21 protein-coding genes and 2 pseudogenes are annotated in these 24,393 nt (G+C 56.4%); 9 read left to right on the plus strand and 14 right to left on the minus strand.

The window, feature by feature from the left end:
• Positions 1-15 precede the first annotated feature (15 nt).
• The 7 genes and pseudogenes from EOHIBHHM_RS25455 to EOHIBHHM_RS25485 all read left to right on the plus strand — a co-directional run bounded on the left by EOHIBHHM_RS25455 (position 16) and on the right by EOHIBHHM_RS25485 (position 9,017).
• Positions 16-1,233, plus strand: a complete 1,218-nt coding sequence (locus tag EOHIBHHM_RS25455; RefSeq protein ID WP_497258929.1) for a DUF1214 domain-containing protein — start codon at positions 16-18, stop codon at positions 1,231-1,233.
• Positions 1,234-1,255: 22 nt separating this feature from the next.
• Positions 1,256-2,386 (plus strand): DUF1214 domain-containing protein, encoded by a 1,131-nt coding sequence (locus EOHIBHHM_RS25460; RefSeq protein ID WP_497258931.1) that lies wholly within the window; start codon positions 1,256-1,258, stop codon positions 2,384-2,386.
• A gap of 22 nt (positions 2,387-2,408) precedes the next feature.
• Complete coding sequence (locus EOHIBHHM_RS25465) at positions 2,409-3,530, plus strand: HAD family hydrolase (RefSeq protein ID WP_497258933.1); 1,122 nt, start codon at positions 2,409-2,411, stop codon at positions 3,528-3,530.
• A gap of 323 nt (positions 3,531-3,853) precedes the next feature.
• Entirely contained in the window at positions 3,854-4,990 is a 1,137-nt protein-coding gene (locus EOHIBHHM_RS25470) for a DUF1214 domain-containing protein (protein WP_497258935.1), read from the plus strand.
• Between the two features lie 28 nt (positions 4,991-5,018).
• Positions 5,019-6,155, plus strand: coding sequence for a DUF1214 domain-containing protein (locus EOHIBHHM_RS25475; RefSeq protein WP_497258937.1), 1,137 nt, complete (start codon positions 5,019-5,021; stop codon positions 6,153-6,155).
• A gap of 22 nt (positions 6,156-6,177) precedes the next feature.
• Entirely contained in the window at positions 6,178-7,314 is a 1,137-nt protein-coding gene (locus EOHIBHHM_RS25480; RefSeq protein WP_497258939.1) for a DUF1214 domain-containing protein, read from the plus strand.
• Positions 7,315-7,323: 9 nt separating this feature from the next.
• Positions 7,324-9,017: pseudogene (locus tag EOHIBHHM_RS25485) on the plus strand (MFS transporter).
• 586 nt (positions 9,018-9,603) lie between these two features.
• On the opposite strand, the gene EOHIBHHM_RS25490 reads toward EOHIBHHM_RS25485, so the two are convergent.
• From EOHIBHHM_RS25490 to EOHIBHHM_RS25505, 4 genes are all read right to left on the minus strand, one after another.
• On the minus strand, positions 9,604-10,035 hold the full coding sequence (locus EOHIBHHM_RS25490) for a hypothetical protein (protein WP_497258941.1): 432 nt from the start codon (positions 10,033-10,035) through the stop codon (positions 9,604-9,606).
• A gap of 293 nt (positions 10,036-10,328) precedes the next feature.
• Positions 10,329-10,802, minus strand: a complete 474-nt coding sequence (locus EOHIBHHM_RS25495; protein WP_497258943.1) for a hypothetical protein — start codon at positions 10,800-10,802, stop codon at positions 10,329-10,331.
• Between the two features lie 302 nt (positions 10,803-11,104).
• Positions 11,105-11,440: a hypothetical protein gene (locus EOHIBHHM_RS25500; protein WP_497258945.1), complete on the minus strand. Its 336-nt coding sequence runs from the start codon at positions 11,438-11,440 to the stop codon at positions 11,105-11,107.
• 1,210 nt (positions 11,441-12,650) lie between these two features.
• Positions 12,651-13,307: a helix-turn-helix domain-containing protein gene (locus tag EOHIBHHM_RS25505; RefSeq protein ID WP_497258947.1), complete on the minus strand. Its 657-nt coding sequence runs from the start codon at positions 13,305-13,307 to the stop codon at positions 12,651-12,653.
• A 176-nt stretch (positions 13,308-13,483) separates the two neighbouring features.
• Here EOHIBHHM_RS25505 and EOHIBHHM_RS25510 point away from each other — a divergent pair, with 176 nt between their 5' ends.
• Entirely contained in the window at positions 13,484-14,686 is a 1,203-nt protein-coding gene (locus tag EOHIBHHM_RS25510) for an FAD-dependent oxidoreductase (RefSeq protein WP_497258949.1), read from the plus strand.
• 241 nt (positions 14,687-14,927) lie between these two features.
• Here the strand turns inward: EOHIBHHM_RS25510 and EOHIBHHM_RS25515 are convergent, their stop codons facing one another.
• The 6 genes from EOHIBHHM_RS25515 to EOHIBHHM_RS25540 form a co-directional block, all read right to left on the minus strand.
• A complete protein-coding gene (locus EOHIBHHM_RS25515; RefSeq protein WP_497258951.1) occupies positions 14,928-15,401 on the minus strand; it encodes a TRAM domain-containing protein in 474 nt (157 codons plus the stop codon).
• Between the two features lie 282 nt (positions 15,402-15,683).
• Positions 15,684-15,938, minus strand: coding sequence for a hypothetical protein (locus EOHIBHHM_RS25520; protein WP_497258953.1), 255 nt, complete (start codon positions 15,936-15,938; stop codon positions 15,684-15,686).
• A 382-nt stretch (positions 15,939-16,320) separates the two neighbouring features.
• A complete protein-coding gene (locus EOHIBHHM_RS25525) occupies positions 16,321-17,073 on the minus strand; it encodes an ABC transporter permease (protein ID WP_497258955.1) in 753 nt (250 codons plus the stop codon).
• The gene (locus tag EOHIBHHM_RS25530; protein WP_497258957.1) at positions 17,073-17,975 is read right to left on the minus strand and encodes an ABC transporter ATP-binding protein; all 903 of its coding nucleotides are present in this window, start codon (positions 17,973-17,975) and stop codon (positions 17,073-17,075) included. The genes EOHIBHHM_RS25525 and EOHIBHHM_RS25530 overlap by 1 nt, the downstream gene beginning before the upstream one ends.
• 22 nt (positions 17,976-17,997) lie before the next feature.
• Complete coding sequence (locus tag EOHIBHHM_RS25535) at positions 17,998-18,849, minus strand: ABC transporter permease (RefSeq protein ID WP_497258959.1); 852 nt, start codon at positions 18,847-18,849, stop codon at positions 17,998-18,000.
• Positions 18,846-19,886, minus strand: coding sequence for an ABC transporter substrate-binding protein (locus tag EOHIBHHM_RS25540; protein ID WP_497258961.1), 1,041 nt, complete (start codon positions 19,884-19,886; stop codon positions 18,846-18,848). Before EOHIBHHM_RS25540 ends, EOHIBHHM_RS25535 begins: the two co-directional genes overlap by 4 nt.
• A 1,625-nt stretch (positions 19,887-21,511) precedes the next feature.
• Here EOHIBHHM_RS25540 and EOHIBHHM_RS25545 point away from each other — a divergent pair.
• Positions 21,512-21,622 (plus strand): annotated as a pseudogene (locus tag EOHIBHHM_RS25545) (IS5/IS1182 family transposase); the annotation flags it as partial.
• Positions 21,623-21,784: 162 nt separating this feature from the next.
• Here EOHIBHHM_RS25545 and EOHIBHHM_RS25550 read toward each other — a convergent pair.
• From EOHIBHHM_RS25550 to EOHIBHHM_RS25565, 4 genes are all read right to left on the minus strand, one after another.
• The gene (locus EOHIBHHM_RS25550; protein WP_497258963.1) at positions 21,785-22,171 is read right to left on the minus strand and encodes a DUF8160 family protein; all 387 of its coding nucleotides are present in this window, start codon (positions 22,169-22,171) and stop codon (positions 21,785-21,787) included.
• Positions 22,171-22,938 (minus strand): ParA family protein, encoded by a 768-nt coding sequence (locus EOHIBHHM_RS25555; RefSeq protein ID WP_497258965.1) that lies wholly within the window; start codon positions 22,936-22,938, stop codon positions 22,171-22,173. The genes EOHIBHHM_RS25550 and EOHIBHHM_RS25555 overlap by 1 nt, the downstream gene beginning before the upstream one ends.
• A gap of 370 nt (positions 22,939-23,308) precedes the next feature.
• Positions 23,309-23,677, minus strand: a complete 369-nt coding sequence (locus EOHIBHHM_RS25560) for a HEPN domain-containing protein (protein ID WP_497258967.1) — start codon at positions 23,675-23,677, stop codon at positions 23,309-23,311.
• A complete protein-coding gene (locus EOHIBHHM_RS25565) occupies positions 23,665-24,009 on the minus strand; it encodes a nucleotidyltransferase domain-containing protein (RefSeq protein WP_497258969.1) in 345 nt (114 codons plus the stop codon). Before EOHIBHHM_RS25565 ends, EOHIBHHM_RS25560 begins: the two co-directional genes overlap by 13 nt.
• Positions 24,010-24,393: the final 384 nt, after the last annotated feature.

Genomic DNA, 24,393 nt, shown 5'->3' on the forward strand with positions numbered 1-24,393 from the left:
GAGGTGGCCTGCTGCATGCAGCCTCCGGTTCCGCAGGCTTGTACTGACAGATTCCACGCACGAAGAAAACCACTAGTCATGAGCAACGAAACACGCGATACGACAGCTGACTCGAACGCCGAACTGCTGCGAGCGACCCGCCGCGCTACCCTTCGCGGGGTGAGCCTCGCCGGATTGCTTGCAATGGGTGGTGGCGGCGTCTCTGCCAACCAATACTCCCCGAGAGCGAATATCCACCAGACTGAAACCGAGACGTCAGAAGATGACGAATCAATTCCTGTGACGTGGGAGAACGTCGTCCGCGCTCAGACAGACACCTACTTCGAATCCCACGTCGAAAACGAGGGATTGGGCGCATTCAAGCACTACCGAGATTTCCCACCCATCGAGGAGCAGCAAACCCAACCCAAGGCACCAATTGCTGACGCACTGTACTCGTGGGGTATATTCGACCTCACCGAGCCGCTTACCATCACGAAACCAGACACGGAGGGTCGATACCAGTCGATAGTGATTACCAACCAAGACCAGTACGTGAAAGGAGTTCTCTACGAGCCTGGCGAGTACACGTTGACGCAGAACGAGGTCGGAACGCGGTACGTCAGTGCGCTCATGCGCACGTTTGTGGACCGAAGCGACCCAGACGATGTGAACGAGGCCCATCGACTACAGGACGCAACGACGGTCAGTCAGCAATCGTCAGGCACGTTCGAAATTCCCAACTGGGAGCAGGAATCGCTCGAAGAACTTCGCGAAGCACTCGTCATAGTCGGGGAAACGATGGACGACTTAGCAGGCGTCTATGGCGACGTCGGTGAGGTTGACCCCGTCAAGCACTACATCGGCTCCGTGGCGTACGGGCCGGGGGGAATCCCCGAACCGTCGGAGGCGTTGCTCGTGTTGCGGTATCCCGAACGGAACGACGGCGAAACGCCGTACACACTCACCATCAACGACCCGGATGGTGTCCCCGTCGACGGATTCTGGTCGGTCACCGTCTACAACAGCGACTGGTTACTCGAGCCGAACGAGTACGAGGCGTACTCGATCAGCAACGTGACCGCAGAGCGCGCGGACGACGGGAGCGTCACAATCCACTTCGGCGGTGACCCCGACCAGCCGAACTTCATCTACACGCCGGAGGACTGGCAGTACATCGTCCGACTCTACCGGCCACGCGAGCCGGTTCTCGACGGGAGCTATCAGTTCCCCGAAGCACAGCCAGTCGAGTGACTACGAAAGAGAGCCAATCATCATGAACAACGAGACACACGATACGACGGCTGACTCGGACGCCGAACTGCTGCGAGCGACCCGCCGCACCGCGCTTCGCGGGGCGGGTCTCGCTGGCTTGCTCACGCTGGGCGTCGACAGCGCCAGCGCTCGCCAAGACGTTCCGTTCGCGAGTGCCAAGCAGACTGACCGGCGGACGACAGATAACGACGAGTTAGTCCCGGTCACGTGGGAGAACTTCCCCCGCGCACAGTTACATTGGGAGATGGCGAGCCAGGTCGAAAAGGGTGCGTTCGGAAGTTTCTACCATTATCGAACGCTCGCACCCATCGACGCGCAGATTGAAGCCCTGACCAATCGAGATACGCTGTACTCGTTTGCAGTCTTCGATCTCACCGAACCAGTTACCATCACGCTCCCGGACACTGGTGATCGCTACCAGTCGATGGTCGTTCTCAACGAGGACCAGTACGTCAAGATGTTCGAATACGCTCCTGGCGAGTACACGTTGACCCGGGACGAGATCGGGACGCGATACGCCGCTGTCCTGGTCCGCACGTTCGTCGACCCGAACGATCCGGACGACGTAGAGACCGCCCATCGATTACAGGACGACCTCACAGTGAGCCAGGCCTCGGTCGGCACGTTCGAGATACCCAACTGGGATCAGCAATCGCGCGAAGAACTCTTCGACGCACTCGTCACAGTCGGAAAAACGATGACCGACTTCAACGGTGCCTATGGCGACGTCGACGAGGTCAATCCCGTGAAATTCTTGCTCGCGAGTGTGTCAGCGTTCGGGTTTCCGGAATCTGAGACAGTCTTCCTTTCGAGGGTTCCCGATCAGAACGACGGCACGACGCCACACACGCTCACGGTCGGTGACGTGCCGGTCGACGGGTTCTGGTCGGTCACCGTCTACAACCGCGACTGGTATCTCGCAGAGAACGAGTACGAGGCATACTCGGTCAACAACGTAACCGCAGAGCGGAACGAAGACGGCACCGTCACGATTCACTTGGGTGGCGACCCCGACCAGCCGAACTTCATCTACACGCCCGAAGCGTGGAACTATCTGGTCCGACTCTACCAGCCGCGCGAGCCTATTCTCAATGGCAGCTATCAGTTCCCCGAGGCCCAGCCAGTCGAGTGACAAAGTAAGAGAGCCAATCGTCATGAGTAACGAGACACACGAGTCGGCCGCGGACTCAGAAGATGAACCAATACGAGCAACCCGCCGCACCGCCCTTCGCGGGGCGGTCCTCTCCGGATTGCTCGCAATAGGTGTTGGGAGCGCCACAGCCCAGCGAACCGTTCCGAGTGAGCACGCCCAGGAGAATCGAGAAGAGACCACTGGGCCGCTTCCGTCATGGAACGACGGGGAGGCCAGGGAGGCCATTCTCGCGTTCGTGAAGGCGGTGAGCACGCCGGACTCCCCGGACTTCGTTCCGCCTGCCGAGCGCATCGCCGTGTTCGACAACGACGGCACACTGTGGGTCGAGCAGCCGCTCCCGCAGCTTGCTTTCACGGTGGACAGAATACAGGAGTTGGCACCCCAGCATCCGGAGTGGGAGACCGAACAGTCCTACAAGGCGGCGCTGGACGGCGACCTGGAGGCACTGGCGGCGTTGGGTCAGAAAGAGCTTGTGGAACTGCTCGCTGCCACGCACGCCGGCATGACCACCGACGAGTTCGAGGCGATCGTGACCGACTGGCTGGAGACGGCGCGCGACCCGCGTTTCGACCGCCACTACACCGAGCTCGCCTATCAGCCGATGCTGGAGTTGCTCACGTTCCTGCGGGCGAACGAGTTCAAGACGTTCATCGTCTCCGGCGGTGGCGTCGAGTTCATACGGCAGCTGTCCGAGGAGACGTACGGGATTCCGCCCGAGCAGGTGGTCGGCTCGAGTGGGAAGACCCGCTACGAGGTGCGGGACGGCGAACCGGTGCTGGTGAAGCTGCCGGAGGTCGAGTTCATCGATGACGAGGCCGGCAAACCGGTCGGTATCCACAAGTTCATCGGCAGGCGCCCCATCGCGGCGTTCGGCAACTCCGCCGGAGACCGCGAGATGCTCGAGTGGACCGGGGCGGGAGACGGTCCGCGGCTGCTCATGCTGGTTGACCACGACGACGCCGAGCGTGAGTACGCCTACAGTATGGACGAAGGGCTAGTGGGCGAGGCGCCCGAGGAGTCGTCCCGGCCAACGATAGACGTTGCAACGGAGAGGGGGTGGGTTGTCGCCAGCATGAAAGACGACTGGAAGCACGTCTTCCCCTTCGAGCAAGCAAATAACTGAGACAACCTCTCTGATGAATCTCGGTTGAACACCACAATCGACCGTTCGATACGACGACCTCGACGGTTCCAGATTTGTCGGCAAGTTTCGTCCGTCCACCATCTGGACCATAGTGATGAGGGCCGGAACCAAGAGACAGGAGTTGCTCGGGAGAATCCCGACACATCACACAATACCGAATCGGAATTTTTCCTCGAATATTATTGTCTCTCTTCCAAGAGATTCAAAAGAAGATTGACAATATTTTATGCGAAAGAACGACGTACAAGAGTACCTGTCAGCTGTCGCAGTGTTGTTGTGTGACGTTCAAAAGAGACAGAGCCATGAGAAACGAGACCGACAATATGACGACTGAATCGGGCATCGAACTACTGCGGGCAACCCGCCGCACTACGCTTCGCGGAACTGGTCTTGCTGGGTTATTCGCGATGGGCGTTGGTGGCGCCAGCGCCCGCCAACACCTCCTGGGTGCGAACGCTTCTCAGACGGACCAGCGGCCGTCAGAAGATGATGAGTCAGTCCCAGTCACATGGGCGAACTATCCCCGCGCCAACTGTCACGTTACGTTCCAGTCGGCTGTCGACCTGGGCGGGTTCGGACAGTTCTACCATCGCCGGAATGTCACCCCCATCGACGAGCAGCAGGCTGTCGGTGAGAACCGTGACGTGCTCGCCTCGTTTGGGGTGTTCGACCTGACCGAGCCGGTCACCATCACGCTGCCGGACAGCTGTGACCGATATATGTCGATGAACGTTCAAGACGAGGACCAGTACGTAAAGAAGTTCGCCACCGACCCCGGCAGGTACACGATAACACGGGAGCTCGTAGACACTCAGTATGCTGGCGTCCTGGTCCGGACGTTCGTCAACCCGAACGACCCGGCCGATCTGGAACAGGCCCGGCAACTCCAGGACGAGATCGAGGTGAACCAATCGTCGGCTGGCTCGTTCGAGGTTCCCAACTGGGATCAGCGATCATACAGACAACTCACCGACGCGCTCGTAACAGTCGGATTAACGGTAGACGACTACGTAGGCGCGTTCGGCTATGTCGACGAGGTCGACCCCGTGAAATTCTTCATCACCAGTACGGCGGGGTGGACCGGCGTTCCGGAACCGTCGGAAGCGGTAATCTTTCAGCGGACCCCCGCCCAGAACGACGGCACGACGCCACACATACTCACTGTCGAGGACGTCCCCGTCGACGGGTTCTGGTCGGTCACCGTCTACAACAGCGACTTTTATTTAGAGGAAAACGAGTTCGACGCCTACACAGTCAGCAATGCGACTGCAGAGCGCGCGGACGACGGGAGCGTCACGATCCACTTCGGCGGCGACCCCGACCAGCCGAACTTCATCTACACGCCGGAGGGATGGAACTACACGGTCCGGCTCTACCAACCGCGCGAGCCGATCATCGACGGGAGCTATCAATTCCCCAAGGCCCAGCCAGTCGAGTGACAACGTAACGCAAAGAGAACCAATCATCATGAGCAACGAGACACACGACACAACTGCTAGCTCAGACTCCGGATCACTGCGGACGACCCGACGGACCGCACTCCGCGGGACGGGCCTCGCCAGCCTGCTCGCGATGGGCGTCGGCAGCGCCAGCACCCGCCAGGACGATCCAGGCGCGAACGCCCGGCAGACGGGCCAGCAGCCGTCAGGATGTGATGAGCCGGTCCTGGTAACGTGGGAGAACTACCCGCGTGCAAACTGTCACATCACGTGGAAGGTAACCGTCGATGATGGTGGGTTCGGACAGTTCAACCACCAGAGAAACCTGGCCCCCATCGAGGATCAGTTGGCCATCCAGGCAAACCGTGACACACTCTACTCACTCGGGGTCTTCGACCTGACCGACCCGGTCACCATCACGAAACCAGACACCGGTGACCGATACCAGTCGATGAACGTCCAGAACGAGGACCAGTACGTGAAACTGTACGCCACCGACCCCGACGAGTACACGATAACGAAAGACCTCATCGGAACTCGGTACGCTGGCGTCGCGATCCGTACGTTCGTCGATCCGAACGACCCGGACGACCTGAGACAAGTTCGGCAGCTTCAGGACGCGATCGGCGTGGAGCAATCGTCCCCTGGTTCGTTCGAGATCCCCAACTGGAATCCGGAATCGTACACACAACTCAACGACGCGCTCAAAGTAGTCGAACTCACGATAGACGACTTCTCGGGCGCGTTCGGTGACGTCGACGAGGTCGACCCGGTGAAATTCTTCATCGCCAGTACGGCGGGATGGACCGGCGTTCCGGAGCCGTCGCAAGCGATCGCCCTCCAACGAGTTCCCGACCAGAACGACGGCACGACGCCACACACGCTCACCGTGCAGGATGTCCCGGTCGACGCGTTCTGGTCGGTCACCGTCTACAACCGCGACCAGTATCTTGAGCAAAACGAGTACGACGCCTACTCGATCAACAACGTGACCGCCGAGCGGGACGCTGATGGCAGCGTCACGATTCACTTCGGCGGCGACCCAGACCAGCCGAACTACCTCTACACGCCAGCGGGGTGGAGCTACACCGTCCGACTCTACCAACCACGTGGGCCCCTCATCGACGGGGACTATCAGTTCCCCAAAGCCCAGCCAGTCGAGTGACAACATACGAGGAACAATAGCCATGAGAAACAACGCACACGACACGACTGCCAGTTCAGACCCCCAATCACCGTGGACGATACGACGAACCGCGCTCCGTGGGAACAGTCTCACCGGAATACCTGCATCGGGCGTCGACAGCGCCAGTGGCGACCGGCACTCACCAGAGCTACTCGACCGCGGAATCCGGCAACAGATGGGTGAAAACGACGAGCCGGTACCGGTGACCTGGGAGAACTTCCCGCGTGCCAACTGCCATGCGAAATGGCAGTCGACCGTCGACGACGGTGGGTTCGGACAGTTCTACCACATCCGGCGTCTCGCCCCCATCGACGAGCAGTTTACCGTCGGGCTGAATCGCGACACGCTCTACTCCTTCGGGGTATTCGATCTGACTGAACCAGTCACTATAACGCTCCCGGACACCGGTGACCGCTACCTGTCGATGAATGTCCAGAACGAGGACCAATACGGGAAGCTCTGCGTGTACGATCCTGGGCCGTACACCATCACACGTGAGCTAACAGGGACTCGGTATGCTGGCGTCGCGGTCCGCATCTTTGTTGATCCTGACGACCCGGAGGACGTCAGAGAAGTCCAGCAACTTCAGGACGAGATAGGCGTGGAACAGTCGTCGGCAGGGTCGTTCGAGATTCCAAACTGGGAGCGCCAATCACTCGGGCAACTCAACGACGCGCTCAACACAGTCGTGGCCACGGTTGACAACTTCTCGGGTGCGTATGGTGACGTCGACGACGTCGACCCCGTGAAATTCTTCCTCCTCTCTACGTCCGGATGGACCGGCGTTCCGCAACCCTCAGAAGCATTGTTCTTCTTTCGGACCCCCGCCCAGAACGACGGGGAAACTCCACATACCCTCACTGTCGACGACGTTCCCGTGGACGGGTTCTGGTCGGTCAGCGTCTACAATCGAGACTTGTTCTTCGAGGAGAACGAGTACGATGCCTATTCCGTGAACAACGTGACCGCCGAACCCAACGACGACGGCAGTGTCACGATTCACTTTGGTGGTGACCCGGACCAGCCGAACTTCCTCTACACCCCGGAAGACTGGAGCTACGTAGTCCGGCTCTACCAGCCGCGCGAGTCGATTCTCGACGGGAGCTATCAGTTCCCCAAAGCCCAGCCAGTCCAGTGAGGCGAGCACATGGACATCTCTACGGACAGAAAGACGAGAGTACAACGCTGGGCCCCAGCGATCGCCGTGAGTCTGACGACGTTCGTTATCGTCGTCAATGCCTCCCTGATGAACGTGGCCATCCCCACGATGGTCGAAGAGTTCGATACCACGGTCATCGCGATTCAAGGAGCGGTTGCTCTCTACTCGCTGGTAATCGCTGCGCTGATTCTCCCGGCCGGCACGCTGCCGTCTCGTCATAGTACTCGGCGTGTAATGGCAGTCGCACTGATCGTCTATGCCGGTGGGACGCTGGTGGCGGCCAGTAGCTGGAATACGACGGTCCTCTACATCGGCTGGTCGTTCATCGAGGGTTCTGCGGCCGCTGTGTTGCTTCCCCTGACGTTCACTGTATTGACAGTCAGTTACGAAGACGAGGACCGGGCGAAGGCATTCGGACTGTTGGCCGGCGTGCACGGAGTTGGATCGACGCTTGGACCGATAATCGGTGGCGCACTAACCACGTACGCTAGCTGGCGGTGGGGATTTACGCTCCAGCTCATCGGCGTAGGGGTTATTCTCCTCTTCGTTCAGTACGTGAGTCCGACTCCGCTCTCAGAAACACGGAATTCGCTGGATAAAGGTGGGACAGTTCTGTCCATCATCGGTGCGACGTCGCTCGTCATCGGATTCCTTCTCAGTGGGAAGTACGGGTGGCTACTCGTGAAGCGACCGTTTTTCGTCGGCGACGTGCAGTTCAACCCGCTCGACACGTCGCCGACGATCTGGTTCCTTGGGCTCGGACTTCTCGCGTTCGCCGGATTCATTCAGTACGAACGCCGACTGGAACGTGCCGGGAGGTCGCCACTCGTCCCACTGAGTGTCCTGACGAACCGCTCGTTTTTGTCCGGCGTTGTCACATACAATATTCGCTCGATACTCTCGGCTGGCTTCATGTTCATCTTCCCGGTCTATCTTCAGGCAGTACTTGGATACACCGCCTTTGAAACCGGGCTCGCGTTGTTACCGTATTCCATCGCGTCGATCCTCTTTGCGACGTTTACGACCGGTTGGCGGAAGTACATCTCGCCGAAGACGCTCATCCAGATTGGCATCGTGTGTATGGGCTTCGGACTGCTACTGTTGTACGAGCAGACAGGCCCCGATCAAACCATCAGCAGAATGCTTCTCCCGGTAGCGATTTATGGGGCCGGTGTCGGACTCATCGTGGCACAGATCGGCAATATGACGATGTCGTCCGTCCCCACCGCGGACTCCCCCGAGGCATCCGGCGTCTTGAACGTCAGTAGTTCGATAGGATTTGCGCTGGGGACAGCAGTCATCGGCTCGTTTTCCTCGGACAGTTCTATGGTAGTGTCGTCGATGGAGTACTCCGAGCGGAACACGTGAGCGTTTCCACAGAACAACGAAATAGGCTAGTGATAGCGCTCGAAGATGCAGTAGAGACGGCGACTGAAGCCACACAGCAACAGTTCCTGAACCAACTCACTCCTGAACAGCGGCAATTGCTTGAGGGTATCTTCGAGGCTGCGATGTTCGACGCCCAACGGACGACGCTGCTCCTCCTCGTAGTGTTCGTGTTGCTCCTGCTCGTCGCATCGACGTTCTTGCCACGGCAGATACCGAAAGCTGACGAACCACCCGACCACCCCGAACTGCCACAGACACCGACACGTCAGACTCGTAAAATAGGGGAAGACTGACCGAAAACACAAAACAGGACGCCTCGGACATGAGCACTCACCCGTTCGGTCGCCTCGGCAAGATATCCTACTCCTGAGTAGTCGAAGGACGGAGGTGGATCGGCCCGCTACTGGGACATCGATTCGAGATCGATAACTCGACCGAGGAACAGCACGGTATCCGTTGTTTCCTCTCGAATCATGAACAGAAACGGCCCATCTGAATCAAGGAGAGAATCCCGTCCTTCAGGACGGGCGTGAATCCGACAATCTTCATCGTTATATCTCTTGGGAGCGTCTTGCACACCGCCCGAGGCGGTACACCCGCCCCCATATCGGGACAATCGGACAATCGACCGTCATCTCGAACGGTGCTACTGGTATTGTGTTGATGTACGTCATTGTGCGTGGGAAACAGCTTTCCAACGCGTGAGAGCGACCCCAGACACGCACAACCCATTTCAGCTTGCGAATTTACAGATGGTGCTCGTTCTACTGTGTACATTCTCTAAGTTCAGCACGTACCTTCTGACAGCATTCGGTGAGGTTTCTGCGACCGTGCTGAATAGAGCGCGCAAGTCGGTCAAATGAGATTCTGTTTTACAGATTACTTTACTTGATTCTCGGCAGGGTTAACCGATTCAAGCCTACCCATGTATTTGGCGGCTACACCGACGATATACCCCAGAATCCCAAGCGGCATCCCCATTATCACAGCACTCAGAATGAGATATCCCACCATCTCTATTGGGGAGACTGGCCCGAACAGTCCTCCACCCGGTGCGTATCCGAAATCAACCAGCATAGCGACGAGGATGCAGATTAGGAGACCGTCGTTCAGATACGCGACTGCTGCTGATAGTGCGACCAGTAGTAACCAAAATACGTACACTCGAACACCAGATCCGAGCCACGTACCAAGCCCGAATGCAACCTCTGAGACAACAAGAGCAAGCATCAAAAGGAATCCTATCCCAAGTAACCGTGCAGAGAGGGCCTCGTCCTGTCCTATTAGTGCAGTCCTCATCCTCATCGACATATTACTTGGTTGTCAGTCCGGTCTGATAAATTCACCCTCTGTATGTGTCACGCCAGTTCTGACAGCGTTCGGTGAGGTTTCTGCGAGCGTGCTGAATAGAGGGCACAAGTCGGTCACATGGCTTTCTCGCTCTCGCTGTCACCAGCGTCTAAACGAGGTTCTGAAGAAGTGGAATGAACTGACTTGAGGGCTGGAAACAGTGCTTCTTGTTCGACACCACCGTTATAGTGGCATATTCGCAGTTAGGTCCGACGGCCTACCACCCGGCAAGGGATTCACTACGGTCGCAATTATTACAGCGTCTGTCCTCGGTGGATAACCCACCGTCCACCCACACCAAGGACATAGGCCACGAAGCCGATACCGAGACCAACGAGAATCGCTGACCCAAAAATCGCTTCTGGAGGTGCATCCGCTTGCAGCTCTATGCGAAACAGTATGGCAAGGCTCGTGTGGATGACGAGGCCGATGAGAGGAGCGACCGCTAACAGGACGGTGGCGATGAGGCTTCCATTTTGGTATGCTTGGAGGAGTGCGCCACCGAGGGCAGCGAGGCCGAAGAGAAGGAGAACAACTCGGAGGAGTGTTTGTGCCCCCGACTCAAACTCGGGGGTGGGCGCGACTGTGGGAATGACGGGATAGATAAGTCCCGCTGCAATCGCCGTTCCGAATGCGAGTCCCGTGGCGAGGAGGAGCCAACGTATGGTTGCCGTCCGTTCATCTCCAAAGAGCATCGGATGGGGTGAGCCGGAGTAACGGGGGACCATATCCACTATTAGGCGATGGTTTGTCATAACTCTACGCTCGGAACTGGTGAAACCCGCTGGACTGGGGAGAACAACCCCTGAAAGTCATCTATCTGGTTTCGATTCCTACGGCTGGAATCTGTTGCGTTGTTAGGGTTTCAACGAGGCCTAATAGAAGATTACAGGTTGCTGAACTCATCCTCTATATTCAGCACGCCGATTCTGACAACATCCATATAAAAGACAGCGTGGTTTCTGGGTCCGATTGCGAACCTCCACGAACAGCTGTACATGGCCGCTGGACACAGGAGCATCCACCGTCACTACCGAGACTCGTCTCCTACGGTCCCACTCCAGAGTTGCAACCGCTGGCGTAACCATTCGAGATCGACTGTCTCACCCTGCAAGGGGAGCTCATCGAGCATCCACCGGAGAATATTCCCCATCGACCACAGAAGCGCGAGTGTCTCGTCGTCGATGTCTGCAGGTGCCGTGTTTTCGAAGTGCTCAACGAGGGCCGCAACCTGTTTGGTCGTCGGGTCGTCTGCGTTGGCGATGGACTCACGACCGACGTCGATGAACCAGTCTCGAATGTACTCATTATCGGCGAATGAGTGGTCGCCGTCGCCGACGACCTCCTCAAGCAGTTGCTCGGTCATATTGTGAAGTCTCGAAGATACCACCTAAAAGAGTCGGTGGCGGCGTCGCTCTGGTGTCCCAGCCATTGCGTAGTCGAGCGACCCGTGAGCACCGCTTCGTTCAGCACGCGACTCCTGCAGTGAGCGTGCTGGGTCGCAGACAACACATCGGATGAACCACGTCGACAGTCTCGGAAACCTGAGAAGTAATCGATATCGATAACATTCGAGGCGATAATAAACCAGTATTATATAGTAGCTCGTGCAACTGTCCACTCACCCGACCGCACGCTGCCGTGCGGTCGGGTGAGTGATGACTTGCACTCGTTACTATAATATACATGCAGACAATATGTCAGGACGGGGCAAACGGAAACTGTCAGAGGCATGCACCCCATCCCTCCCTCTCAACAGTCATGGGAGACGCTCGTGATGAACCAGATCGTATCGACGAGTTCCAACGAACAAGTTGATAACGAACAGGCTATCATACCCACCTGTGCGTCCATTGACGCACGCCAACTATCGCGGCCCTACAATCACGACCGGCGCTTTTCTCGTCGGTCGTGAACGCTGCACCATTGCCGGCCGCCAGCCACTCCCCTGACGGCCGGCCCCCTCGTCTCGACCCCACACACTGAGTCTGCTGTACGAGTTATGACCAAATCAACACCTCAGAAAGAAGTAATAGCGCACGCGACCGTCTAGTGCGGTGAGCGACCGGGCTACGCACTGCATAACACACAGTCTCCACCCGATAAGTCTCGTATCGCAAAAACACCGTGAGAGACGCTCAGAGCCAATCCTACCGCATTTCAGCATGGCGTTACACCAACTGTGATTTTGCGATATAAGTAACACCCCATAATCGCAAGACAGCGCAGTGTTACGGCAATATACCGTATGCCGTCACAGCACCCCGTCGTGAGAAAATGCCGTAACATGCCGTACGCAGACGACACAGCACATATCACGGCGGTTTTTAGTATCTGCTACGGCAAAAACCAACTAGTATAGACGGGGGGTCGGCCGTTGGAAGTTGGGGTGGAACCAGTGAGTAGAAATGTAGTGCGCCGCGCGCGGCGCAACGACGAGAAGTTGCTGTCGCTGTCAGCGAGAACTTTCTGAGTTCTAACATTGAAAAGAGAGGTAAGTCGTGGGGGCAGACCACAGCAAATTTCGTAGGCCAAATGCAACACGGAGGATTAACACTACCTTCTAATCCGGTGACTCAACGAGCAAGTGTTCCAAACACGCGTTCTTCGGCTTTTCGGAGGTGATCACCAGCAGTCGTAGGTGCAATCCCGACGACCGCTGCTACGTCACCAAGCGTTGCCTCTCTGGGAACTGTGTAGTATCCTATTTCAACGGCCGCCTCGAGCACCTCCTGCTGGCGCGTTGTTAACAGTCGTGTAAATGACACTTCGTTCGGATCGTACTCACCGGTTTCAACGACCTCGAACGTGATCGGGAGTTCCTCCTGCCCGTCTTGGGCGAACTCTTGGAAGGCTGCGTCGGTTCCTAGATACGTCACTCGGAACGATCCGTCGGTGTTGAAGTGGATTGGCGTTTCGAGGACGAGGTCGGATTCACGCTGTCGTTCCAGCATTCGGCGAGTCGTATCGGTCGGTTCAAACTGACTGACAGCCATCCAACGGTCCTGGCCGGATACGAGATAATCGATGACAAATTCGGAGTGTTCCATGATCTCCTCGTACCGCTCCCGATCGCCACTCCCCTCGGCGAATAGCAATACAGTCCCGTCCGAAAGCAGTTCGACGTTGCGAATCGCTTCCCGGGTGATCGAGGGCTCGTCCATGAGTTGCTTCGCAAGCGGATGGAACGCACCCTCGTCGGTCGGACGAACGTGGATCGTGAGATACCGCATTGAGATACGATGAATCGGGGGGCTGATAAAAACGCGTAAATAATCACCAGTTGACGTTTCGTGGTGCTCGTCGAACCGAGAGGTATGAAGCCTCGCCGACTAGCCACCCGATCTAATCGACTGGCAGTAACACTTGGTGTCGAACTCGTTGTAGCAGATTCAGGTACGGGATACAAATGGTAAAATCGAAACCGGAGGTTGCGATCATCGGGGGCGGCATCTGTGGACTCACTACGGCCCTCGCATTCGAACAACGAGGCTGGCGGCCGACGGTCTACGAAGCCGCCTCAGAATATCGCCCTGTCGGTGCTGGACTGCTACTCCAGACAAACGCACTCCTCGTCTTCGATCGCCTCGGGATCGCTGACCGTATCCGTACTGCAGGAGTCCCTCTCAGTGACAGTCTGATACGTTCCTCAAGTGGTCGGGTCCTCACTCGATTCGATCTCGAGCAGGTTGAGCGAAATCAGTTCGGGTACGGGTTCGTCGCGATTCACCGTGCCGAAGTTCAACGCATTCTTCTCGAAGAACTCGATACCGAGGTTCGCACTGGGATGACATGTGTGGCTGTCCCAGCGACTGACCCACCAGTAGCTCAATTCGCCGACGGGACGCACATTCAGCCAGAAATCCTCATCGGGGCTGACGGTATCAACTCTGCAGTCCGAGCTGGAATCGCTGGCAGCGTCGAACCGCAAGTACTGGATAGCATCGTTTACCGGGCTGTCACCACAGTCGACCTCCCCGACGAATACCGTACCCAGGGGGTGGAGGTCTGGGGGAACGGGACCTATACTGGCGGGGCACCAATTGACGCTAATCGGTTCTATTGGTTCGCAACAGCACCGGAGCCTGCTTCGCCCGATTCGACTGACCCTGCGGAAACGATTGTGACGCTTCGTGCCCGATACGCTGACTATCCGGAACCGATTCCCACTGTTGTCGACTCGCTCAAGCCCGACGACGTCTTCGTTACTAATCTCGAGGATCTCCCCTCCTTGGAGACGTGGTCCCAGGGATCAGCTGTCATCGTCGGTGACGCTGCTCACGGGATGCTCCCGTTTGCAGGTCAGGGCGCAGCACAGGCTATTGAGGACGCAGTTACGTTGGTGCACGCGCTCGATACGCACGACGAATCGACGACAGCGTGCGAGACGTTCGAAGCCGAACGAAAACCGAGAGCGGACCGAATTCGGTCCGAATCTCACTGGCTCGGAGCACTCGGGACAATGCAATCACATATTGGAACTCGGGCACGCAATCTCGCTGTCAAGCTACTTCCGAGCGCTGTCCTCCATCGGGCGCGTCGCCGCCGAGCAGCTCAGACGTCGCTTCCCAAACCGACAACGCCCACGAAATCGACCACCAGTTCCTTCTGATTCAAAGTCGAATCACAAGCTGAGGGACCGCCACCGCTCGGCGGGGGTCCCGAGCGTCCAGGAAGTGTCCGGACGGGCGCGAATATGCACGACTGACAAGAGCTCACCCCAGCTTGGTGGACACCAACGTCTCGGGTCGGCGGGAAGGGAGTACGTCCAGCAACCCCGCTCGAATATGACTGGTCGGCGTGTGCTCAAAGCATCGGATGAACATGCCAGCCGACACTCTCGTCAACAGACACTACTCCGCTGTGACGATCTCGGCGAAGGCAACGTTCTGGCGAACCGTATGCACATCGACCTTTACCGTCTCACCAGGCTGACCACCGTCGACGATGATGATGTAGCCGCGCTCAACTTTTGCGATGCCGTCGCCTTCCTCGCCGAGCGTTTCGATTGTTACCTCACGGACTTCGCCCTCGTTGACGGGCGGTGCCTGGGGCTCCTGTGGTCCCGCGTCTGGGGCGGTGTCGGCGTCGAGGGACTCGCTCGGCGACGACACGGCGGTGTGCGTGAGCACACCAACGCGATAGAACTTGCCGACGTCAAGCCTACCTTGTTCAACTTCTCCACGTGGGATCTCGATGCGGTACGAGCCGTTTTGTTCGGTCACAGACGCAGCAAACAGACACTGCAGTGAGTCAGGAATCTCGACCATCGGTATAGTGGTAACCCGTTTGAGAGACTCATGTATAATGGTGTGCGTCGAAGACATCGCGAACTGGCACCTGAGAGGGACGTTCGCCACCGGGGATCGAGATTGTGAGACCCGAGACGACCACTTCAGTTGTGTGATCGACACCTGTTAACCAACAGATTGGGCTCGTTGGTTAATAGCATCATGTCGACGCACAGCGACGGTGGTCGGCGAGCCACTGATGGAGTCCAAGTGAACGTGACAAAATCTTGAGCAAGTTGAATGCAGAGACAGTAGAACGAATGGACACGTTGCAACCAAGAGTGCGTGTCAAAACGACGTGGGAAAGCCACGCCCTGGCTATCGACGGATCGGGTGACTGGTAACAACCCGGACGCCGCCACAGACGCGTTCGAGGTGTGTCTCCTCGGCGACGCTGCGGTGTGCGATCGGCGTCAGACAGAGTACCTCGTTGTCTTGTGTCTCAACCCACTCTCTCCCGGTCTCGGTGTTCCAACACTCTGGTGTCCACACCCCAGACTCGAATCGATCCCAGAGGTCCACATCCCCGTAGTACTCTCCATCACTGCCGCGATAGATCGTCCCATCACTCATCAAAGGTAGTCACACACTTCTAGACAATAATAGTTGTCACCTATTTGATTAATTCGAATGGTAGAACAATAATAGGAAGTAAATTTCCGTTGAAATTTGTATTTAGGTTATTGATACTGTGACGAGACCGACGTCGACGACCGTCCAGAGGGCGTCCCGTCAAAAGCGTCGCTCAGGGTGAAGACGATCAACGACAACGACGACGAGTACTGGCAGTGGCGAGATGGCGACAGTATCAAATTGAAGTATCACGGCCCAGCTGACGACGAGTGAGTAGTGAGTGTCGGTCCTTCGATGCTCACTTGAACCCTCGAGGCGGGAAATCGGCGGAAAGAGAGAACCTGACTACACACCATGTTGCCGTTGTAAAGAGTGGGGTAGTTCACGCTGTCGACTGCAGCCATGGCAACCGTCGGGCACCCAGCCACCGGACAAGCGTTGAGGAAGCGTATCCCAACAAGCCGACTGCGATCATCCCGACGACAACGTTTGGATACTCGCCCGCAGTGAATGCGTTCCAAATGAAGTACCCGAGACCGCTACTCGACAGGACCTCTGCCGCGACGAGGCTGACCCACGCCAATCCCATAGCATTAACCAGACCAGTGTAGATTGAAGGGAGTGCACTCGGGAGCACAACGTGGCGCAAAGTCTGTGACGAAGAAGCACCCAAGGAGCTGGCGGCTTGTGAGAATTCTTCCTCAACATCTTGGACTCCCTCAATCGTATTGAGAAGAATCGGGAAGAATGCGGCAAGAAAGATGATGAATCGGACGATATTTTCGGGGTTAAATAGGATAATCGTCAGTGCTGGGAACCACGCAATCGGTGGAATCGGTCGGAGGACCTCGAGCGATGGGAAGAGGAGATCCTCAGCAATCTCACTACGACCGATCAACAGTCCCAGTGGAATCCCCGCTATGGCTGCAATTACGTAGGAAAGATACACCCGGAACGTGCTCAAAGCGACCTCTCCCCAGAAGTACGAATCCGCCGCCGAACCGACCAGCGCCGTGAGTACTTGCGGTGGGGTCGGAAGACTCGGGTTGTTGGCGATGACCATAGTGGCGACTACCCACAACGCGAGCACTGCGAGAAGCGACATCGACTGCTCGGCACGCCGAATGTACTCCATCAGGTCCGTCCCTCCGCTTGTTCCATCGCACGCTCGGCCTCGTCGTGGATACTCTCGCTTGCTCGGCGCTGGAGTTCGTTGAACCGGTCGCTAGTGACGATGTCGGTGTCGCGCGGCCGATCGAGATCGACATCGATGACGTCCTTGACCTGACCCGGCCGCGCAGTCATCACAACGACTCGATCCGCGAGCAAGATCGCCTCTTCGACGTCATGAGTAATGAATAATACTGTCCTGTCGTCGTCCTCCCAGACGTCAAGCAACTTCTCCTGCATCAGCTCTTTTGTCATCGCGTCGAGCCCGCTAAATGGCTCGTCCATCAGCATGATGTCTGGATCGTTCGCGAGCAACCGCGCAAGTTCGGCGCGCTGTTGCATTCCGCCCGAGAGCTCGTGAGGATACGAGTCTTCGAATCCCTCCAGCCCCATCTGATCGAACAATGTCTCTATACGACTTTCGTCGACCGCGTCACGCATCTGGGGACCGAATCGAACGTTCTCGTTGATTGTCTTCCAGGGGAACAGCCGATTTTCCTGAAAAACTACCCCACGGGAGGGGTCCGGCTCATCAACTGGCTCGCCGTTGACCAATACCTCACCCTCGGTAGGGTCAAGATAGCCGGCAATACACTCCATTACGGTGCTTTTCCCGCAGCCGGAGGGGCCGAGCACAGTCACGAACTCCTCAGCCTCGATGTGGAGATCCATCCCGTCGACTGCAGTCAGTTCGCCGCTGTCGGTGTGGTACACCTTCGACATGTCCTTGATATTGACGGTGCCTGTCCCGCTGGAGTTGGTCCACGACCGAAACTCTTCGTTGTTGTTCGATTCTGGGTGGTCCGTCCGGTTCGCGGGTTGTTCGTTCGGGTTGGTGCGTTCGTCGCTGGTATTGTGTTCACTCATGAATTAGTTGCTTTGGGGTGTGTTACTCTGTGTCGGACCATGGGGTGAGCCATCGGCCGAGCCGTCCGACGAGCGCTGAGGAGGCATACCCGAGTGCGCCGACTGCGAGCATGCCGATGACAATCGTCTGCTTATTTCGAAGCCGCGATCCTCGAATGATGATGTACCCGAGTCCAGGGCCGCCAGTGACGAGCTCAGCGGCGACGACCGTGATCCAGCCAAGACCGACACCGAGCGAGAGTCCTGTAATAATTGACGGCAAGGTCGCTGGCAGTACCACATGTCGGAAGACATTCGTCGAGGATGCACCCAGACTCTCTGCTGCCCTGCGGAACTCCACTTCAACGTTTCGCGCGCCCTCGATAGTATTTGTAAATATTGGGAAGAATGCTCCGATGAACACCACGAAGAGCGCGGACAGTGGGATCGAGACTGACCCAACTGCAATTGCTGGGAAGACGATGATGGCGATTGGGAGCCACGCGATTGGCGGAATCGGACGGAACGCCTCGAGTGCGGTATACACGAAGTTTTCCCACCGCTGACTCGTCCCGACAATCAGCCCTAGTGGGACAGCGAGTATGGCTGCAACTCCGACCCCAATCACAACGCGCGCTGTCGAGTAGATAGCGTGGAGGTAGATGGTGTCCCCGCCCTCAACTAACGGCTGCCCGGTGAGCGCCTCGCCGAATGCTACGAGGGCAGCCGTTGGACTCACGAAGTGTTCGAAGTTGAGCACGCCGAACTGATAACACAGCCACCAGATCGCAACGAACCCGACAAGTGAGAGGAGCTTCCGAACTCCCCGTGTTGACGACGGGCGACTCCCAGTGAACCACTCGCCAATGAGTTCGGTCGTCGAACGCGTGCTCATCGATTGCTTCCCGTAATGTTACCTCCGTTCGAGGCGTTCGTTACTCCCGGCCCAGTGCCGCTGTCCGACGCGTTTCCGGCCAATCGTGGCGACCAGTCGACCGTGTCGTTGAGTTCGGCCGCTGCCTCGTTGAGGACCTCTGGCTTATACCGGTCGGACGGTGGGGGTGCTTCAAGCGCTCCCTGGCGTGTGAGGAACTTCGGACCGGTTTCTTTCATCAACCGCCCCGGCTCTTCCGCCTGCTCGAAGTCGGTCGCAAATTGCAAGCGTTGGACATTCTCGCTAATTGGCGGGCTTTTGTATACGCCCCACCGGAGCGACGAACGGTTGAAGTACCGGAGGTCGGCTTCTTGCGAGACTAAATCGAGTGTCCGCTCGTGGTCGGTCGCGAGGACTCGTGTCGCTTCAAGCTCGGCCTTTAGAATTGCCTTCGCGGCCTCGCGATGGTTGTTGATCAAGTTGTCAGTCATCGGTATTCCACCAGCGTCAATTACATTGTATTTCGCGCCGGTCGAGACGTACCGGGTCAGGTCGTCCTGAACCACTGACTTTGCAACTGGAGGCTCCCATCCTAGTCCTGCTGCAATCCGCCCCTCCCGTAGATTTGCGAGTATAGTGGAGATGCTGGTGTCTTCCATCGTGACGTCGATCCCCTCGGCTTCGAGCAGTCGGAGGAGATATCGATGTGTACACGACCCCTTCGTGACGCCAACGGTCTTGCCAGCGATGTCTGACGTCTTTTCGATCGGGGAGTCACGGGGGACGATGAGGAGGTTACATTGTTGGCCCCGTGACCAGTTGGCGAGACCGACGAGGCTGGCTGGGGTTTCGTCCTGGGCGATAGTCGTCAGTGCAGGCATATCGCCCATCCAGCCTACTTGGTTCTTCCCGACACTCATTCGGTTGCCAACGACCGAACCCTGGAGTGCTGACTGCCATTCCAGCGAGTAGCCCTCAGGGAGATATTTCTGTGGGATATTGCTATGTTTCATAATGAGGGCTTCCCACGCGTGCGCTGAAAACGGCTGATACCCCATAGTCAGCGTTTGTTCAGTATTGGATGCCGAACCAAGACATCCAGTGAGCAATCCTGTGGTTGTAACGGCCGACGACTGGAGAAATCGTCGGCGTGACGAACTTCTTGCTCTCTCCGTCTTCGATTGATGATTATCCATTACTGAAGTGTGAGACGTATCCAATTAGTTTCCGCACAGTGCCGTACGAACGATGATTAACAGCTAAGTCGGAGCACAAAATTGGCGGAAGACACGCCTGATTCCACCTGACAAATGAAATGAAGCACTGTCGAATAAGAATATTGCTTGTAAATAAAACGGACACTGCCAGAGAAAGCGCTCTCACAGCTCGACTGGATCGCTGCAGCTCTCAAACTGCCTCCTCAGAAACACTGTTGTTGACTCGGTATGGACGGCAGCACAAATAGCATGTACTAACATTCGAAACTGTGGCTACCTGAGTAGTGGTAAGAAAATGAAAGAATGTTGTGCATGTGGAAGTTGAGATGTTGTCACACTTGGGCACTTAGAGTATGACTGCAAAATGGGTGAGCCTTCTCGTTGACCTTGCACGACCAGTGCGCGGAGAAAACGTTCGTGAGGTCGCTTACGATGGCCGGTGTCAATGCCTGCGCCGAGTAACCACTCAGCCACGAGTCAGACTGATGCGTCTCGATGATGGTATTGGCAGTTTCCTCAAAGCGCATACGTTCGGCGTATTTGCCGACTGGAATCCGTCTCTTAAGGGAGCCGAGACTGGAGTGTTGTAATTGGGTTTGTCAACGAACAGACCTACGACACTCTGAGCGAGCGTTAAGGACAAGTGTATCAGCCGCGATGGTGACGACGCTGATCGTATTTTCAGTGACCTTGAGGTTCGTGTGTTTATACGTGGAGCACTTGCTGTTCTGAAGTTCATCGATCAATTCCATGTGTTGTACAACTACTTCGATACAATTCTGGAACTATAGTCTGGGGTCCCACCGTTCCAATCTCTCTGAGCGAAATCAGCATGGACAGCAGTAACGATGTCCCGATCGGCAGTTGGACGAAGGTTGCAACCGAAGTTATCACCCGTCTCAATAGTCTATTTTTCCAAGCTACACCTAAGATCGATAAGTTACAACGCTACTAAGCAGGGAGCAACGAGTCTCTCCCGGTCGTGAAGCTAAAAGCGTAGGCTACCCCGAATCGTGGTTGTAATTTGGATCATTTGTATCGCTTGGATAGCTTGGCTATCAAAGACGTACAAATGGCTTAGACGTACGATACAATGCTCAACGCTTACTCTGACGCGTCGGCGGGAGAGCGTCAGAGGCCTCCGAAGAAGGGGGACAGAGAGTGTGCTGTGCTTGACCACGAATTCTCAAGATGAAGAGAGTCCAAAACGCTATTGACAGGGTGCCTTAACGGAGCAGTATGAACAGAAGTGTTTGGGGAAATGGAAAGCGGGCCAGGCGCTATTCGACCAACCGTGCAGAGAGTTTTTCTGCCGCAACAGCGATCGAAAGGGAGAACAGCACGATCAGCGTCCCAATGGCGTTGATCGTCGGATCGAGTCCTGTTCAGATTTTTGCTCTGTAGGATCGCTAGACTGCGGCGTGGCGACTCCGTTATCTCGGTAGAAATCGAAGCGGCAGATTGGTTTGGGTTCAGAATTCCGCCGCTTCACACGTGTTACGGTCGCTACTGCTAAAACAGTTGTCGAGAACCCAGGCGAACCCGCCGACCCCATCGGGGGAGGCAGGTTCGCCGACTGAGCGATGCTCACGCTTCATGTTATGACAATTTGATGAACTGATATAAGCTTACCTCCCAAGCTGATAAAAGAGGCTATCGGGCAGAGTTACTCACAAGCAGGAGACTTCCATAGACTCAATAGAACCTGAGCAGACTCGTCTTTCTATCCGTGCTAATAGTTATTTGACTTCACATTCTTCTATTCTCTCTTTGACTTCTTTACTCTCTAACTCTTCTAACCGTTCTAACCCGAGTCTGACGACCAACGGATAGTAGTGCCGCGTCTTCTTGATTGAGAGGCCGTAGTCTTGGTCGAGATCAAGGTCGAGCCGTTTGTAGTTGTGACTGAGCGATGACGCCAGTTCGTCGTTGAGATAGATCGAGTGGTTGGTCCACTCTGATTTGATGTTTACTGCCTTCTCGTTCTTTGAACTCTTTACCTTCTGTTCCTTCTCTGCTTTCTTCTCTTGATTTTCGTTCTCTTCTTTCTCTGACTTCTCATCGTTCTCGTCATCGAACCGTTGTGCGAATCGGTCTTTTACCGAGTCGCCAGTCTCATTCGCCATTACGCAGTCACCTCCGTTTGTTCAAGTTCAATTGCCAGCTGCTGGTAGTTCTCTTTCATGTCCGTATCTTCGGCATCGTCGCCGAAGATCGACCCGCCAGCACTGAGGCTCCGCTTCACTGCTGCTCTGTGCCGGATCTCGTGTACCGGACATCTCCCATCAAAGGTCTCGTGGAAGAACTCGATGTTCTCTTTCTGGTCGTTGTCCAAGGGGTAGTGAACGTTCGAGATTACGATGGCGGACTGCTGAATGGTGACACCATACCGATCTTCGAGCGTTTCGATTTGATTGAGCAGAATATCGAGTGCGTGGATCGAGCTCTCCATGGCTTCCACTGGGATGACCATGTTCTGGCAGGCCAGCAATACGTTGTCGTTGATGACACCGAGACTTGGTGGGGCATCGACGACGACGTAGTCGTAGCTGTCGCCCAACTGTTCGAACAGCATCGACAGGCGTTCGCGTGGTTTCCAGCCAGCCGCGATTAGGTCTTGCTGCAGTGAGAACATGGAGACGTTAGACGGCAGCACGTCGAACTCCGGATGCCCCAGGATGATCTCATCGAGATCGTATTCAGTGGGGTCGTTGAACGCGTCTGCGAGATTGGGACTTTGGGTGTTGTATTCGTCGGTGAATCCGAGCGTGCGTGTGGTATAGCCCTGTGGGTCGGTATCGACGATGAGGACATCATGGCCTCGAGAAGCCAGGGCTCCGGCGATATTGATAGAATTTGTTGATTTCGCGACGCCGCCTTTCTGGTTCGACACGGCTATATTTACGCTCATATCGTTCAAAGAACGATGTTCGCTCTTTCCTTGTAAATCTATGTCAGACAACTATCGCTCAGACGAGTCTAGCCTCCGATTCTATGCTGGTAGCGCCCAAAGATGGGACTATGGAGGGTTTCGGCACTCGGCAGTTCACGCTGCTTGTGATTGGTGTGGCGATGATTGCCGTCGGGTATCTCGGATTAACCGGACGGATAGCAGACCCTGATTCTGTGCTGGTGGGATGTTTCATCGCGGTGATGGTACTGTCGTTCTCTCTCGGCCGCCACTCAACACGCTCTGCATAGCTCTCATTCTTCGGAGGCGGAACAGAGCGCTTCCATCTTAGAGACGAACTGTTGTGTCCGAGCTAGAAGCGCGTCGATGTTTTCGTCGAGTTCTCCGTACCGTAGTCGGCTTGCTTACGGAGTTCAGAGAGGTCGTTTAGAAAAGGGCCATCCGCACGTGACGCGTCACCAGCGACGACAACTTCGGATCCGAAGAGGGAGAGAACACCTCCGTGGCTAGTGGGATCGTGCCCCCGGTGGTAAAGGACAACCTGTGCAGCGTGGAAGCAAGCGTAGTACAGCCGATTGATGACAAGCGCGTCAGAGAGTTGTGCATCCCGCGCACCGTCGGCATCTGCAAGCGCTTGGCGGGCTTGCCGGAGTTGATCTTCGACCACGGCTTCTCCCGGCTGTTCACCATCAGGCATAAGAGTGCCCCTCAGTGACGACATTTCTGATGAAGGGGTTGCCCTCGTGCTGGTGACGTTCGAACGCGGTCTCCGACAGGATGTGACTCGACGACAGGCCCATATTCGAGCATCATGTCATAGGCGAGGTCACGGAGAGAATCGGCGGTGACGTCTTGGTCGGCATCGTCATTGAGGACAACGAGGACGTCAACGTCGCTGGCAAGGCCACGGGTTTCGCCGCGGATGGTTGAGCCGAAGACGTACAGTTCGGCGATTTCATCGCCATGCTGGGACCGCGCTTGGTCGACAAATGCCTCTGCTGCGACGGTGTGGGCATTAGCCGATGTGGATTCGTTCGCGGTCTCGTTACTCATATACTTGGCTACGTCCTTCGGTGTCATTTATTTTCCCTGTTGAGGAATGACGAGACGGGCATCAGATACACCTAGTGAGATGCTCACTGAGGTGAAGTTCATACGATGTCAGACCGACACAGACTCTGAGCAACCGAAGCCGGGCGAGGACAGCTCTATCAATCTCCTCGGCCTGTGATAGGTTTCTACGGTCGTGCTGACTCGATGGGAATTCTGCTACCGATAGAGAGCGTGAACAAAGTATGGGGTGCAAGAGACCAACCTGAGTTCCGTACCACCGAGCACGTCGTGCTGACTGGTCCGAGTGCGTAGGAAGCCGAGACTTGGGCGAGACAGCCCGGATGCCGCTCCAGCGGCATCCAGGAAAGCCCGTATAGGAAAGAG

Source organism: Halogranum roseipondis, assembly GCF_059695585.1.